This window comes from Actinocorallia longicatena (genome assembly GCF_039534125.1).
GTDB classification, from domain to species: Bacteria; Actinomycetota; Actinomycetes; order Streptosporangiales; family Streptosporangiaceae; genus Actinocorallia; species Actinocorallia longicatena.
Genome location: NZ_BAAAUV010000020.1, coordinates 139,849 through 153,106, shown reverse-complemented (window position 1 = coordinate 153,106; position 13,258 = coordinate 139,849). Strand labels below are relative to the sequence as shown.

The 13,258-nt window shown below is 73.1% G+C and carries 14 protein-coding genes; 9 read left to right on the top strand and 5 right to left on the bottom strand.

All coding sequences use genetic code 11. The features are described from left to right. A partial coding sequence (locus ABD785_RS30560) for a CHAT domain-containing protein (RefSeq protein ID WP_344835298.1) occupies positions 1-1,190 on the top strand: 1,190 nt, incomplete at its 5' end. A gap of 16 nt (positions 1,191-1,206) precedes the next feature. On the opposite strand, the gene ABD785_RS30555 is transcribed toward ABD785_RS30560, so the two are convergent. The 4 genes from ABD785_RS30555 to ABD785_RS30540 are packed head-to-tail and all read right to left on the bottom strand — an operon-like array spanning position 1,207 to position 6,265. Beyond that, positions 1,207-2,028 carry a sulfurtransferase gene (locus ABD785_RS30555; protein ID WP_344835296.1) on the bottom strand — a complete coding sequence of 274 codons (822 nt, stop codon included), beginning with the start codon at positions 2,026-2,028 and terminating at the stop codon, positions 1,207-1,209. A 53-nt stretch (positions 2,029-2,081) separates the two neighbouring features. Beyond that, the gene (locus ABD785_RS30550; protein ID WP_344835295.1) at positions 2,082-3,182 is read right to left on the bottom strand and encodes an alkaline phosphatase family protein; all 1,101 of its coding nucleotides are present in this window, start codon (positions 3,180-3,182) and stop codon (positions 2,082-2,084) included. Further along, positions 3,179-3,763: a DUF5998 family protein gene (locus ABD785_RS30545; protein ID WP_344835294.1), complete on the bottom strand. Its 585-nt coding sequence runs from the start codon at positions 3,761-3,763 to the stop codon at positions 3,179-3,181. The genes ABD785_RS30550 and ABD785_RS30545 overlap by 4 nt, the downstream gene beginning before the upstream one ends. 57 nt (positions 3,764-3,820) lie before the next feature. Continuing rightward, on the bottom strand, positions 3,821-6,265 hold the full coding sequence (locus ABD785_RS30540; RefSeq protein WP_344835292.1) for a bifunctional acetate--CoA ligase family protein/GNAT family N-acetyltransferase: 2,445 nt from the start codon (positions 6,263-6,265) through the stop codon (positions 3,821-3,823). Positions 6,266-6,440: 175 nt separating this feature from the next. Here ABD785_RS30540 and ABD785_RS30535 point away from each other — a divergent pair, with 175 nt between their 5' ends. The 8 genes from ABD785_RS30535 (at position 6,441) to ABD785_RS30500 (ending at position 12,932) form a co-directional block, all read left to right on the top strand. Next, a complete protein-coding gene (locus ABD785_RS30535; RefSeq protein WP_344835290.1) occupies positions 6,441-7,343 on the top strand; it encodes a carbohydrate kinase family protein in 903 nt (300 codons plus the stop codon). Between the two features lie 381 nt (positions 7,344-7,724). Next, positions 7,725-8,708, top strand: coding sequence for a methionine ABC transporter ATP-binding protein (locus ABD785_RS30530; RefSeq protein ID WP_344835288.1), 984 nt, complete (start codon positions 7,725-7,727; stop codon positions 8,706-8,708). Further along, complete coding sequence (locus ABD785_RS30525; protein WP_344835286.1) at positions 8,705-9,349, top strand: methionine ABC transporter permease; 645 nt, start codon at positions 8,705-8,707, stop codon at positions 9,347-9,349. The genes ABD785_RS30530 and ABD785_RS30525 overlap by 4 nt, the downstream gene beginning before the upstream one ends. Positions 9,350-9,375: 26 nt before the next feature. Continuing rightward, entirely contained in the window at positions 9,376-10,197 is an 822-nt protein-coding gene (locus ABD785_RS30520; protein ID WP_344835285.1) for a MetQ/NlpA family ABC transporter substrate-binding protein, read from the top strand. Between the two features lie 45 nt (positions 10,198-10,242). Beyond that, the gene (locus ABD785_RS30515; RefSeq protein ID WP_344835284.1) at positions 10,243-10,704 is read left to right on the top strand and encodes an SRPBCC domain-containing protein; all 462 of its coding nucleotides are present in this window, start codon (positions 10,243-10,245) and stop codon (positions 10,702-10,704) included. A 58-nt stretch (positions 10,705-10,762) separates the two neighbouring features. Continuing rightward, entirely contained in the window at positions 10,763-11,089 is a 327-nt protein-coding gene (locus ABD785_RS30510; RefSeq protein WP_344835282.1) for a hypothetical protein, read from the top strand. Positions 11,090-11,140: 51 nt separating this feature from the next. Beyond that, positions 11,141-12,280: a DUF6745 domain-containing protein gene (locus ABD785_RS30505; protein WP_344835280.1), complete on the top strand. Its 1,140-nt coding sequence runs from the start codon at positions 11,141-11,143 to the stop codon at positions 12,278-12,280. 40 nt (positions 12,281-12,320) lie between these two features. Continuing rightward, entirely contained in the window at positions 12,321-12,932 is a 612-nt protein-coding gene (locus ABD785_RS30500) for a cysteine hydrolase family protein (protein ID WP_344835278.1), read from the top strand. On the opposite strand, the gene ABD785_RS30495 is transcribed toward ABD785_RS30500, so the two are convergent. Next, positions 12,919-13,248, bottom strand: coding sequence for a MazG-like family protein (locus tag ABD785_RS30495; RefSeq protein ID WP_344835275.1), 330 nt, complete (start codon positions 13,246-13,248; stop codon positions 12,919-12,921). The two genes, ABD785_RS30500 and ABD785_RS30495, sit on opposite strands and share 14 nt — an antisense overlap. Positions 13,249-13,258: the final 10 nt, after the last annotated feature.

The window sequence follows — 13,258 nt, the reverse complement described above, 5'->3', positions numbered from 1 at the left end:
CCGCCCGCGAGGACCGCCGGGGCACGCTCGCGGCCGTCCGCGCGGCCCTGCGCACCGCCGGGGACCTCGCCGCCACGGCCGCCTCACTGGAGCTGCGGGCCTCGATCGCCGCCCGCTGCGCCGATCCGCTGCTCCGGTTCGCCCCGCTCGGCCTGACCGCCCGCGCCCTGCTCGAGGTGGAGGAGCTGTACCGGCGCATCCTGTGGGCGCCGCGGGAGGCCGGTCCGGGCGCCGCGGTGGAGGGGACGGGCCCGGGGCACGAACGACGGCTGCGCGAGGAGGCGCGGCGGGTCGGGGCCCGGCGGCGCGAGCCCGCGTTCGGGACGGCCGACCTGCCCGCGGTGCTCGGCCGGACGGTCCTGGTCGAGTTCGTTCGGGCGGGCGACGCCCTGACGGCGGTGACCGTCCGGGACGGCCGCTGCAGGCGCTTCGAGCTGGCCCCCTACCCGGAGCTCGCCAGGGAGCTGAGGTTCGCCCGGCTCGCCGCGACCCGGGCGCTCATGGACGGCGGCCCCGAACGGGAGGCGTTCGCGCCGCTGCGGGGCTGGTTCGCGGAGGTCCTGGCCGAGGTCGCGGGCCGGGACGTCGTCATCGCGCCCGCCGGTGAGCTGCACGGGATGCCCTGGGCGGCGCTGGTCGAGGAGCCCTTCAGCGTGGTGCCGTCGGCGGCGGCCTGGGTCAGCGCCGTGACGGCCCCGCCGCGCGAAGGGCCCGTCGTGCCGATCGCCGGGGCGGGGGCGCCGCACGCGGCGGCGGAGATCCGGGCGGTCCGGGAGATCTACGGGCCATCGGCGGCCGGGCCGGGTGCACTGCAGCGGGCCCGGGTGGTGCACTTCGCCGGCCACGGGACCTACCGGGCCGACGATCCTCTGCTGTCGGGGCTGGTGACCGAGCGCGGGACCGTCACCGGTTACGAGCTCGCCGGGATCGGCGGCGCGCCGGAACTCGTGGTGCTGTCGGCGTGCGACGCGGGCCGGGGCAGGGACGCGGTCGGGATCCCCGGCCAGCTCCTGGCGCTCGGGGTGCGGACGGTCATCGCCTCGGTGCTCCCCGTCGACGACGCCCGGGCCGTGGAGTTCATGGCGGCCGTGCACCGGGATCTCGCGGCCGGGTCGCGACCGGCCGAAGCACTGGCCGGGGCCGGCCGGGAACCGGGGACCCTGGGGTTCCAGTGCTTCGGGGCCGGATGAGCCGGTGCCGGGCCGGTCAGGGCCCGGTCGCCACCGGGTGGGTGGGGTCGGTGAGCCAGTCCGACCACGAGCCGACGTAGAGGGCCGCTGGGACGCCCGCGAGGGTGAGGGCCAGGACCTCGTGGGCGGCCGTGACCCCCGAGCCGCAGTAGACGCCGACCTCCGCGGCGTCGGTGGCGCCCAGGGAGGCGAAACGGTCGCGGAGCAGAGGCGCGGGCAGGAAGCGGCCGTCGACGCCCACGTTTCCCCAGGTGGGGGCATTCACGGCGCCGGGGATGTGGCCCGCGACCGGATCGACCGGCTCGTGCTCGCCGCGGAAGCGCTCCGCGGCGCGGGCGTCCAGGAGGGTGCCGGTCTTGGCCAGGGCGGCGGCCCCGTCCGCGTCGAGGGTGGGCAGATGGCCGGAACGGGCCGTGAAGCCGCCGGGTTCCGGGGCCGGGACCGAGGTCTCGGTGGGCAGGCCCTCGGCCGTCCAGGCCCGGTAGCCGCCGTCCAGGACGCGGACCCGGTCATGGCCGAAGTACCGCAGGCACCACCAGGCGCGGGCGGCGGCCGTGGCGTCGGCGTCGTCGTAGACCACGACGAGACGGTCGGCGGAGACCCCCGCCGCGCGCATCGCCCGCTCGAAGGCCCCCTGCTCCGGCAGCGGATGCCTGCCGCCCGCACCCGGCGCGGAGGCCAGGTCGCGGTCCAGGTCGACGAAGACGGCCCCCGGCAGATGACCTGCGCGGTAGGCCTCGACGCCGGGTGGCCCGGTCAAATGCCAGCGGACGTCGAGGATCACGGGTTCGGGAGTGAGACGCGCCAGTGTCCGCACGTCGATCAGTGGCTGCTGCACCCCGCCAGTCTGACCCGAGAATCCCGCTTCGGGGAGGGGCCCAGGTCCCGCGGTCACCGTGTGGTCCAGAGCAGGGGCACGAGTTGTTCCTCCGGGACGAGTGAGCCGTGCATGCCGATGAGCGACGACTGGAAGGGATCGGACTCGGTCGCGACGATCGCCAGCGAGGCGTAGGGCACCGCCACGACGTCGCCGATGCGGGGCAGATGCTCGGGCGCGACGGCGCCGAAACAGCCCTCCGCCACGGCCTCCTCACGGGACATGACCCACGCCCGGCCGGACAGGACCCCGGTCCAGGCGTCGAGCACGTCGGCGGCCGCGCCCTCCGCCGCGTAGACGTGGCGGGCCCTGGCCTCCCCGCCCAGCAGGGCGACGCCCTCGCGCAGCTCGGGGAGGGCGTCGACGTCGACCCTGTCCCGGGGATTGGTCATCCCGTGGTCGGCGGTGACGTACAGCGCGGTCCCGGCCGGGAGGATCTCGGCGATCCGCTCGGCCAGGGTGTCGACGAAGCGGAGCTGGTGCCGCCAGGTCGCCGATCCGGCCCCGTACATGTGGCCGGTCGAGTCGAGGTCGGCGTGGTAGACGGTCACGTGGGCGCGGCCGGTCAGCGCCTCCTCGGCGCGGGCGACGAGCTGGCCCAGGCTGTCGGCCGGGACATAGCGGACGCCCCGGGTGATGGCCTCGTTGAAGCCCGTCCCGTAGTAGGCGCCCGCCGCGACGTAGCTGGAGACCACCCCGGCGGCGTTGGCCCGCCCGTAGACGGTCGGCCGCGACTGGAAGAGCGCGGGGTCCGTCCTGCCGTCGTCCCAGCGCAGGCAGTTGAGCAGCCGTCCCTCGCCCGGCACCGCGATCTGGTAGCCGAACATGCCGTGCGCGCCCGGCGGCAGGCCCGTCGCCAGGGAGCTGAGGCTCGTGACGGTCGTCGCCGGGAAGCCCGCCGTCAGCGGCTTGCCCGCCAGCGACGACAGGAACGGGGTCTCGGCCGGGTGGGCTCGCAGCAGCTCCCAGCCGAGGCCGTCGATGAGCAGCACGCACGCGCGCGGCAGCTCCGGCAGGTCCAGCACGTTGTCGGAGCCCGGCACGCCGAGCGAGGCCAGCACCGAGGCGGACAGGTCGGCCAGGGAGGCCTCGCCGTAGCGCGGCGTGGGGATCATCCGGTGGTCGCGGCCGACAGCGCCGCGGCGAAGGCCAGCACCTGGCTGACCGCCTCGGCCCCGTCGGCGGCCTCGCTGACCCTCAGGAACAGGTCGTCGCCCGCCACGATGCCGGAGTAGCCGTGGTCGGCGTCGCAGTTCTCGTCGCCGCAGCTGTTGGGCTCGAGGTCGATCCGGGACGCCCCGCCCCACCGGACGGTCAGCTCGACCTCGGCGGGCGGCATCCCCGGCCGGTAGTTCTCGGGGGCGGCCACGATCCGGGTGACCGTCACCGACCCGACCCGCTCCAGCCGGACGCCCTCGGTGGTCGTCGAGCAGTGCGCCTGCGGCACGAGCTCGCTGGGCGGATGCTCGTCGGTGTGGCAGAACAGCAGCCGCGTCGGCGACAGCACCAGGACGGTGGCGTGCCTGCGGACCTCCATGCCGGGATCGAAGGCGGCCTCGTGGTGGACGACGAAAGCGGTGGCGGGCTCGTTCCCGAGCGCGGACTCGACGGCGTCGGCGACGAGCGCCGGGTAGTAGCCGCTGCGCTCGATGGCCGTCCGCAGGCCCTGGTCGTCTCTGGCTCGCGTTTCCCTCATCCCTCCATCCTGCCCTGTCCGGCCCACCCGATGCATCCGCACACCTCCATGATCCTTTTAGAGACGGCGGGGCTCCACTTCGGGGCGGTGGCCGGGCGGGGTCGCCACGCGCAGGGACGCGGCGCGGACCGTGACGCCGTCCGGCCCCGCGACGACCGGGTCGAGTTCGAGCCTGGCGACCTCGGGATGGTCGGCCGCCAGCAGCGCGACCCGGGTCAGCAGGTCCTCCAGCGCCGCGACGTCGACGGGGTCCTTGCCCTGGTGGCCGAAGAGCAGCGGCGCCAGCCTGATCGCCCGGACCATCTCGGCGGCCTCGACGTCGGTGAGCGGTGCCAGCCGGTAGGCGCGGTCGTCCATGAGGACGGCGGCGACGTCGGCGAGGCGGAAGGAGACGACCGCGCCGAAGGACGGGTCCTCCTGGGTCGCGATGTGCAGGTCGAGGCCCGTCGCCTCGCCGCCGACGGAGACCCCGTAGCAGGCCAGAAGCCGGGCGGCGTCCGGGACGCCCCCTGCGAGCCAGCCCGCCACCAGCTCGCGGGCCTTCTCCCGGTCCACGTCCAGGCCGGGGGCCTCGCCGTGCGGCCGGCGGCGCCAGGCGGCGTACCGGGCGGCGTAGGCCAGGGCGCGCATCGCGTCCTCGGGTGCCGGGTAGGAGGGCACCGAACCCGGCCCCGCCTCCCCGTCCCGGTCCGGGACCCGCAGGTCGCGCGGCATGCCCTTGGCTCCCAGATAGGTGGCCAGGACGGGCTTGCGCCCCTCGGCCGCCAGCCGCTTGATGGTCGAGGCGACGCTGTCGTTCCCCGGGCGCTTGCCGAACATCAGCTCCGCTCCCCCGATGACCGGCGGGGTGTAGAGGACGACGACGGCGTCCACGCCCGGATCGTCGAGGGCCGCGCTCAGGGCCGCCTCGTAGTCCTCGGCGCCGGCCGCGGGCCCGAGCGTGACGGGCGGGCGCGGCACCAGGCCGAAGGCCGCCGCCGCGTCCTGGGCGAGGAGGCCGAGGGAGTCGGCGTTGTCGATGACCACGACCCGGTGCCCGGCCGGAAGCGGCTGGTAGGCCAGCAGCTGGGCGACGTCGAACAGCTCCGACAAATCCTCCACCCGCAGCACCCCGGCCTGCTCGAACAGGGCGCTCACCGCGTGGTCGGGCAGCTCGATGTCCTTCACCGCGTGCCCCAGCGGCACGCCCTGGGTCGAGCGGCCGGTCTTGACCGCGACGATCGGCTTGGACCGGCTGAGCCTGCGCGCCAGCCGGGTGAACTTGCGGGGGTTGCCGATCGACTCCAGGTAGAGGAGGACGGCCGTGGTGGAGGGATCCTCCTCCCAGTACTGCATGAGGTCGTTGCCGGAGACGTCGGCCCGGTTGCCCGCCGACACGAACGTCGACAGGCCGAGACCGCGTTCGGCGGTGCGCTGCAGGATCGCGATGCCGAGCGCGCCCGACTGGGAGAAGAAGCCGACCGGGCCCCGTCCCGGCATGACCGGCGCGAGGGTGGCGTTCAGCCGGACCCCCGGATCGGTGTTGGCGATGCCGAGGCAGTTCGGCCCGACCACCCGCATCCCGTTGCGCCGGGCCAGCCTGACCAGGTGCTCCTGGCGCCGCCTGCCCTCCGGGCCCGTCTCGGCGAAGCCCGCGGAGACCACCACGAGCCCGTGGACGCCCTTGCCCGCGCACTGGGCGACGACCTCGTTGACCGACTCGGCGGGGACGGCCACGACGGCGAGGTCCACCTCGTCGGGGATCTCCAGCACGCGGGCGTGGGCCCGCACCCCCGCGACGGCCTTGGCCTCGGGATGCACCGGGTAGACGGGGCCGGTGAAGTCCGCGCCGAGCAGATGGCGCAGCACGGTCTGGCCGACGCTGTGGGCGTCGCGGCTGGCGCCGATCACCGCGACCGAGCGGGGGAACAGCAGCCGCTCGATCGACCGCGACTCCGCCCGGTGCTCGCGCGCCGCCATCACCTCGCGGGAGGTCTCGGTCGGCGCCAGGTCGAGGTGGAGCTGGAGGACGCCGTCCTCGAACCGCTGCGCCACCGCGTACCCGGCGTCGCGGAAGACCTTGCTCATCTTCCGGTTGTCGGGCAGGACGTGCGCCACGAAACGTTGCACTCCGCGTTCCCGTGCGGCCGCCGCGATGTGCTCCAGCAATACCGACCCGACGCCCCGGCCCTGGTGCGCGTCCTCAATCAGGAAGGCGACCTCGGCCTCGCCGGGCTCCTTTGTTCTGTCATAACGAACGACGCCGACCATTTGATCACCAATGACGGCGATCAAGGCCACCCGATCGGAATAGTCGACCGTGGTGAAATGGACGACCTCGCGGTCCGACAGGCGCGGGCGCGGCGAGAAGAAGCGGTAGTAGATCGATTCGGCGGACACCCGGGCATAGAAGGTCGTCAGCAGCTCGGCGTCGCCGGAACGGATGGGCCTCAGATGGGCCGTCCCCCCGTCCGACAGGACGACGTCCGCTTCCCAATGATCCGGATATGTGGGCTGGGTCACCTACCGAAGGGTAGCCGACCCTCAATTCCTGTTACGGCTCGATCACAACCCCCTGATCCCCGTTTCGCTGCGAGTTCGAGACCTCATCCAGGGGTGGAAGCTGTTACGGTCAACGACACACCCGGGCACAATGGTGTTCTGGGTGGAGCTTGCATGTCTCTGCGAGGTGACAGTCATGACACGCGTGGTCGTGGTCGGCGATCTGATGACCGACGCCGTGGCCCGGGCCGCGTACCCCCTGGCGAAGGGGAGCGACACCCCGGCCAGCGTCACGATGCACGGCGGGGGTTCGGGGGCCAATGTGGCGGCCTGGCTCGCCGTCGAGCATCCCAACGAGGTCGAGGTGGCCTTCGTGGGGCGACGCGGCTCCGACATCGCGGGACGCAACCGCGACATGGAGCTCATGGGCTACGGGGTCGACGCGCGGCTCGTGATGGATCCCGAACGCCCGACCGGGACCTGCGTGGTACTGGTCACCCACAAGGGCGACCGGACCATGATGTCCGACCCCGGGGCCAACGCGGCCCTGCTGCCGGAGGACATTCCCGCCGATCTCTTCTCTCCCGGCACCCATCTGCACCTGTCCGGGTACTCCCTGCTCAACGAGGGCTCCCGCAAGGCCGCCCTGCACGCCCTCGCCCTGGCGGGCAAGGCCGGCATGTCGGTCTCGGTCGACGGCGGCTCCTCCTCCCCGCTCAAGCGGGTCGGGGCCGAGCCGTTCTTCGAGTGGACCCACGGCGCCCGGCTGCTGATCGTCTCCGCCGACGAGGCCGAGGCCCTGACCGGCCGCGACGAGCCCGAACAGGCCGCCAAGGTCCTCACCGCCTGGTACTCCCAGGTCGTGATCAAGCTCGGCCCCGACGGGGCCCTGTGGTACACCAACGGCCGCGCGGACCCGATCGTCGTCGGCGCGGAGTCGGTCGAGAAGGTCGTCGACGGCACCGGCGCGGGCGACGCGTTCGCCTCGGGCTTCCTCCCGGCCTGGCTCGACGGGAAGCCCCCGGCCGAGGCCCTCGCCGCGGGCTGCCGCCTGGCGTCCAAGGCCATCGGCCACCTCGGCGCCCGGCCGCCGCTGTAACTTCCGGATCCGCCCCCAGGGCGGGCCTACGAGGCGGGACGCACTGCGCGTCCCGCCTTTTCGCTTCTCCCGGTCACTTCACCCGGGCATTCCCGCCGGGCGGCGTGACGTGGATAACACTCGGTCATCGCCGGTGACGTTCCGATTTGTCGACATGTGCGTCATGTGATTCACTGCTGTCATGACCACGACCCGCCGCCCCCGCCGCCTGCGGACCACGCGCGCCCTGTCGTGTTGTCGAATGTGCGTCTGAGGGCCCACCGAGACGTCTCGCGCCCCGAAGCGAGCCCCCGCACGAACTCCCGCTGATCGTTCACTGCCCTGACCGCGCCCGCGCCGCGTCCCTTTGCACGCGCGCAGCCCACGCACGGAAGATATCCCTTGATTCAGATCGAAAATGTCAGGAAGGTGTACCGCGCCCGCGGCGGGCCGGTCACCGCGCTGGACGACGTGTCCCTGCACGTCGCACGGGGCGAGATCTCCGGAGTGATCGGCCGCAGCGGCGCGGGCAAGTCCACCCTGCTGCGCAGCGTCAACGTCCTGGAACGGCCCGACTCCGGCCGGATCGTCGTGGGCGGCGACGACATGCTCGCCCTGCCCGAGGCCGCGCTGCGCGCCAAGAGGCAGCGCATCGGCGTGATCCACCAGCACTTCGGGCTGCTGTCCTCCCGCGACGTCGCCGGGAACGTGGCCTTCGCCCTCGAGGTGACCGGGCTGCCGCGCGCCGAGCGCAAGGCCAGGGTCGCCGAGCTTCTGGAGCTGGTCGGGCTGTCCGGCCAGGCGAAGCAGTATCCGGCGCAGCTCTCGGGCGGGCAGAAGCAGCGGGTCGGCATCGCCAGGGCGCTGGCCGCCCAGCCCGACGTGCTCCTGTCCGACGAGGCGACCTCCGCGCTGGACCCGGAGACCACCCGGTCGATCCTGGAGCTGCTCAGGCGGCTCAACTCCGACTTCGGCCTGACCATCCTGCTGATCACCCACGAGATGGAGGTGGTCAAGCGGATCTGCGACTCGGCCGCCATCATGCGCGACGGGAAGATCGTCGAAGCGGGGGGCGTCCGGGAGCTGCTGGTCAGGCCGGGTTCGGAGCTGGCTCGCGGGCTGTTCCCGCTGCCGCCCGCCGCGCCCCGCCCGGACACCACGGTCGTGGACGTGACCTTCGTCGGCGAGGACGCCGCCACCCCGTTCATCTCGACGCTGGCCCGCACCTACTCCATCGACGTGAACGTCCTCGGCGGCGCGATCGAGGAGGTCGGCGACACCCGTGTCGGGCGGCTGCGCATCGAGCTGCCCGGCTCCCCCGAGCTCAACGCCCCGCAGATCGCGCACCTGCGCGAACACGGCCTGTCCCTGGAGATCGCGGCATGACCACCGACCTGTTCGGGACGGCCCTCGGCGAGACCTGGCACATGATGTGGATCTCCACGATCCTCACCGCCGCCGGCGGGCTGCTGCTGGGCGTCCTGCTCCACCTGACCGACCGCACCGGGCTGCTGCCGTTCTGGCCGGTCAACAAGCTGCTCGGGCTGATCGTCAACATCGGGCGGTCGCTGCCGTTCCTGATCCTCATGGTCGCTCTGATCCCGTTCACCCGGACGGTCACCGGCACCACCTTCGGCGCCACCGCCGCGATCGTCCCCCTGACGGTCGGCGCCATCCCGTTCTTCGCCCGGCTGGTCGAGGCCTCGCTCCGGGAGGTGGACCCCGGTGTGGTGTCCGCGGCCCGGGCCATGGGCGCCTCACGCGGGCAGATCGTCACGAAGGTCCTGCTCCGCGAGGCCCGTCCCGGCCTCGTCTCCGGACTGACGATCACCGTCATCGCGCTGATCGGGTTCTCCTCGATCGTCGGCGTGATCGGCGGCGGCGGCATCGGCGACCTCGCCATCCGCTACGGCTACCAGCGCTACGACACCCAGATCATGATCCTTTGCGTGGTCGTGCTCGTGGTGCTCGTGCAGGCGGTCCAGATGCTGGGCGACCTGGTCGTCCGGCGCATCTCCCACAAGTAGAAGTCACTCCTCGAAGGGCACGTGCCGTGCTGAAGAAGATCACTCTCGTCCTGTCCGCGGCGGCCCTGGCCCTCACCGCGGCCTGCGGCTCGGACTCCTCGTCCGACAAGCCCGCGGACCCGTCGAAGGCGCTCGTCGTCGGGGCGACCGCGACCCCGCAGGGCGACATCCTCAACTACATCAAGTCCGATCTGGCCGACAAGGCCGGGCTCAAGCTGGAGGTGAAGGAGTTCACCGACTACACCCAGCTCAACCCCGCCGTCGAGGACGGCCAGATCGACGCCAACTACTTCCAGCACAAGCCGTACCTGACCGAGTACTCGGCCCAGCACGGCGACAAGCTCGCCTGGACGGTCGACGTCCACGTCGAGCCGCTGGGCGTCTACTCCAAGAAGGTCACCGCGCTGACCGACCTCAAGGACGGCGCCACCGTCACCATCCCGAACGACCCGACCAACGGCGCCCGGGCCCTGAAGCTCCTGGCCGACAACGGCCTGATCACCCTGAAGGACCCGGCCAGCACCACGGCCACCGAGCGCGACGTCACCGCCAACGCCAAGCACCTCAAGTTCAAGGCCCTGGACGCCGCCCAGCTCCCGCGCTCCCTCGAGGACGCCGACGCCGCGGTGATCAACGGCAACTACGCGCTCGCCGCCAAGCTCACCCCGGCCAAGGACGCCATCGTCCTGGAGAAGGCCGAGGGCAACCCCTACGCCAACGGCCTGGTCGTCAAGAAGGGCTCCGAGTCCGACCCCCGCGTCGAGAAGCTCGACACCCTCCTGCACTCCCCCGAGGTGAAGAAGTTCATCACCGACAAGTACCAGGGCTCGGTCCTGTCCGCCTTCTAGGACGGTTCCGGATACCGGACGGGCACCGCACGTAGGGTGGGAGACATGCATTCCACGCGGGTCTCCCACACGGTGCGCGCTCCACGGGGCGCGGTGTACCGGGCTCTGCTCGATCCGGAGGCGGTCGCGCGGTGGCGGGTGCCCGAGGGGATGCGGTGCGTGGTGCACGCGTTCGAGGGGGTGGAGGGCGGGGCTTTCCGGGTGTCGCTCATCTACGACGAGCCCGGAGGGAAGGGCAAGTCCGCGGAGCGCACCGACACCTACCACGGCCACTTCGCGCGGCTCGTCCCGGACGAGGTCGTGGTGGAGGTGCTCGAGTTCGAGACGGACGACCCGGAGTTCGGCGGCGTGATGACGATGACGACCACGCTCACCGACGTCGAGGGCGGGACCGAGGTCGACATCGTCCACACGGGCGTCCCCGACGCCGTTCCCGCCGCCGACAACGAGACCGGGACGCGGATGGCGCTGGCCCATCTGGCCCGTCTGGTCGAGTCCGGAGAGTAGCCGCGGAGTCCTTCGCCGGCGGCGGCATTCTGTCGGTGGGCGTCAGTATGTTCGAGGCATGTTCCGACAGGGAGACATCCTCATCCAGCCCGTCAGCGAGGACGACGTGCCCGCGGCAGTGCGCGCCCTGGCGCCCAGCGAGCGCGACGCGCGCGGGCGCATCGTGCTGGCGCTCGGCGAGGTCACCGGCCACGCCCACGCCCTGATGGCCCCCGGAGTCCTGCTCCGCGACGGCGACCCGCTGACCCCCGACCACCTGCATCTGCCCTCGGGCGGGCGGCTCGTCCACGAGGAGCACGCGCAGATCGCGCTGACGCACGGCTGGTACCGGATCATCCGCCAGCGCGAGTACGTGCCCGGGTCGGTCCGCGTCGTCGCCGACTGACGTTCCCCCTTCTCTCTCCTCATCCGCTTCCCCCCAGCGAGGTTCCCCGAGATGACGTCCACCGCTGTCACCCCCTTCGTCCCGTCGCCGTTCGCGGCGCTCCCCGCCGACCGGCCGCGCGCCGAGGCCGGGGTGGCCGCCGCCTACGAGGCCGCGGGCCTGCCCGTTCCCGCCCGGTTCCTGTGGGCGCCCTCCCCCGCGGCCGGCGCCGTCCTCGCGGTGCTGCTGCGGGACGGGCTCCCCGAGCCCGGGAAGACGGCCGGGCTGCTCGCCCCCGCCGCGCTCGCCGAGCTGAGCCGGAGCGCGGGCCGTGAGCTCGGGGCCGCCGACGTGCGGCCGTGGCTGCTGTCGCTCGCGGCCGGGGCGCCCGTCCGCGAGAGCGTCAGGACCCGGCCGTGGGAGGCGCAGCGGGCCGCCGCCTACGCCGACCTCGGCCCCGAGGAGTGGGCCCGGGCCTGGGCCAGGACCGGCGGCCGCTCGTGGGAGCAGGTCAACGCGCTGGTCACCCGCGTCCGCCGCGCCATCGGCGAGCTCGGCGAGCAGGCCGGCCCCGCCCAGCAGGCCCTGCTGCGCGGGGCCACCCTCGACGCCGTGCTCGGCCAGCACGAGGCTCCGTGGCTGGAGCTGTTCGCCTCGCTCGGCAGGCTCGACCCGCTGCGCGGCCTCGCCGAGACCGCCGGGTCGGCGGGCTGGTGGTGGCCGTACGAGAACCTGGTCATCCTCACCGAACGCCCCGACGACCTGCACCGCGACGAGCCCGGACGCCTGCACCGCGGCGACGGGCCCGCCCTCGGCTACCCCGACGGGTTCGCTCTGCACGCCTGGCGCGGCATGCCGATCCCGCCCGGCTTCATCGCCACGCTGGCCACCCTGACCGCCCGCCAGATCCTCGCCGAGGACAACGCCGAGCTGCGCCGCGTCATGCTGGAGCACTTCGGTTACGACCGCTACCTGGCCGAGATCGACGCCAAGCCGCTCCACCGCGACGCCACCGGCACCCTGTGGCGCATCGACCTGCCCGGCGACGAGCCGGTCGTCATGGTCGAGGTCCTCAACAGCACGCCCGAACCCGACGGCAGCACCCGCACCTACTACCTGCGCGTCCCGCCGGACACCACGACCGCCAGGGCGGGCGTCGCCTGGACCTTCGGCCTCACCGAGGAGGCCTACCACCCCGAGAAGGAGACCTGACCGGCGTGCGCCGCGGTCCGGGGTGCGACATCATCGCGGGATGGGTCACGCACCGGGAACCGTCGCCGTCCTGGCACTGCACTGGCAGGTCAACGTCATCAAGCCGGAGGGCTTCTTCGGGGGGATCCTCGCCGAGCCCGTCGCGCGCAGCGGCGTGATCGGGCGGGCCGCCCGGTTCCACAGGGGCGCCCGCAAGGCCGGGGTGCCGGTGGTCTTCACCCGCTTCACCGTGCCCGAGGGCGGCGGGCTGCTCGTGCGGAACACCGGCTTCATGCACGCCGTCGGGGACGCCCAGGAGTCCTTCCGGCCGGACGCGCCGGGCGCCGCACTGATCCCCGAGATGCTGCCGCTCGGCGACGACGACCTGGTCGTCGACAACCAGAAGCTCTCCGGCCTGGCGGGCAACGACCTGCCCGCCTGGCTCGCCGGACGCGGCGTCACCACGCTGCTGCTGACCGGGGTCGCCACCAACCTGACCGTCGAGCAGACCGCCCGCCACGGCACCGACCTGGGCCTGACCGTGCACACGATCAGCGACTGCACGGCGGCCCCCACCGAGGATCTCCACCTGGCCTCGCTGTCCAACCTCTCCCTCGCCACCGCGGGCCCGATGACCGCCGCCGACGCCCTCTCGCTTCTCACGACGCCGTAGGCGTGGCCCCTCCGGGCCCCGGCGGCCCGTCCAGCCGGGACAGGACATGAGCGAGGCGGGAGTCGAGGGCCCCCGCCGCGGCGGCCTGATCTCCCCCGGTCAGCCGGGACATCGCCACGGCGGCGGTGATGATCACGTCGGAGAGCTCGGCGAGGACGTCCTCGCGGGTCCGGTGGACGCCCTTGCGCTTGTTGGCGCCGATCATCCCGATGTAGGCCTCCGCGGCCTCCCCCACCTCTTCAGTGATCTTGAGCATCTGCAGGTCGACCGAGACGTGCCCGTGGTGGGCGTGCAGCTCGGCGATCTCGTTCCACATGGTGCGGCGT

What these genes read in the sequence shown, in the direction of transcription:
- ABD785_RS30550 (WP_344835295.1), bottom strand. Translation starts at nt 3,182, where the DNA reads ATGATCCCCACGCCGCGCTACGGCGAGGCCTCCCTGGCCGACCTGTCC.
- ABD785_RS30545 (WP_344835294.1), bottom strand. Translation starts at nt 3,763, where the DNA reads ATGAGGGAAACGCGAGCCAGAGACGACCAGGGCCTGCGGACGGCCATC.
- ABD785_RS30535 (WP_344835290.1), top strand. Translation starts at nt 6,441, where the DNA reads ATGACACGCGTGGTCGTGGTCGGCGATCTGATGACCGACGCCGTGGCC.
- ABD785_RS30525 (WP_344835286.1), top strand. Translation starts at nt 8,705, where the DNA reads ATGACCACCGACCTGTTCGGGACGGCCCTCGGCGAGACCTGGCACATG.
- ABD785_RS30515 (WP_344835284.1), top strand. Translation starts at nt 10,243, where the DNA reads ATGCATTCCACGCGGGTCTCCCACACGGTGCGCGCTCCACGGGGCGCG.
- ABD785_RS30510 (WP_344835282.1), top strand. Translation starts at nt 10,763, where the DNA reads ATGTTCCGACAGGGAGACATCCTCATCCAGCCCGTCAGCGAGGACGAC.
- ABD785_RS30505 (WP_344835280.1), top strand. Translation starts at nt 11,141, where the DNA reads ATGACGTCCACCGCTGTCACCCCCTTCGTCCCGTCGCCGTTCGCGGCG.
- ABD785_RS30500 (WP_344835278.1), top strand. Translation starts at nt 12,321, where the DNA reads ATGGGTCACGCACCGGGAACCGTCGCCGTCCTGGCACTGCACTGGCAG.
- ABD785_RS30495 (WP_344835275.1), bottom strand. Translation starts at nt 13,248, where the DNA reads ATGTGGAACGAGATCGCCGAGCTGCACGCCCACCACGGGCACGTCTCG.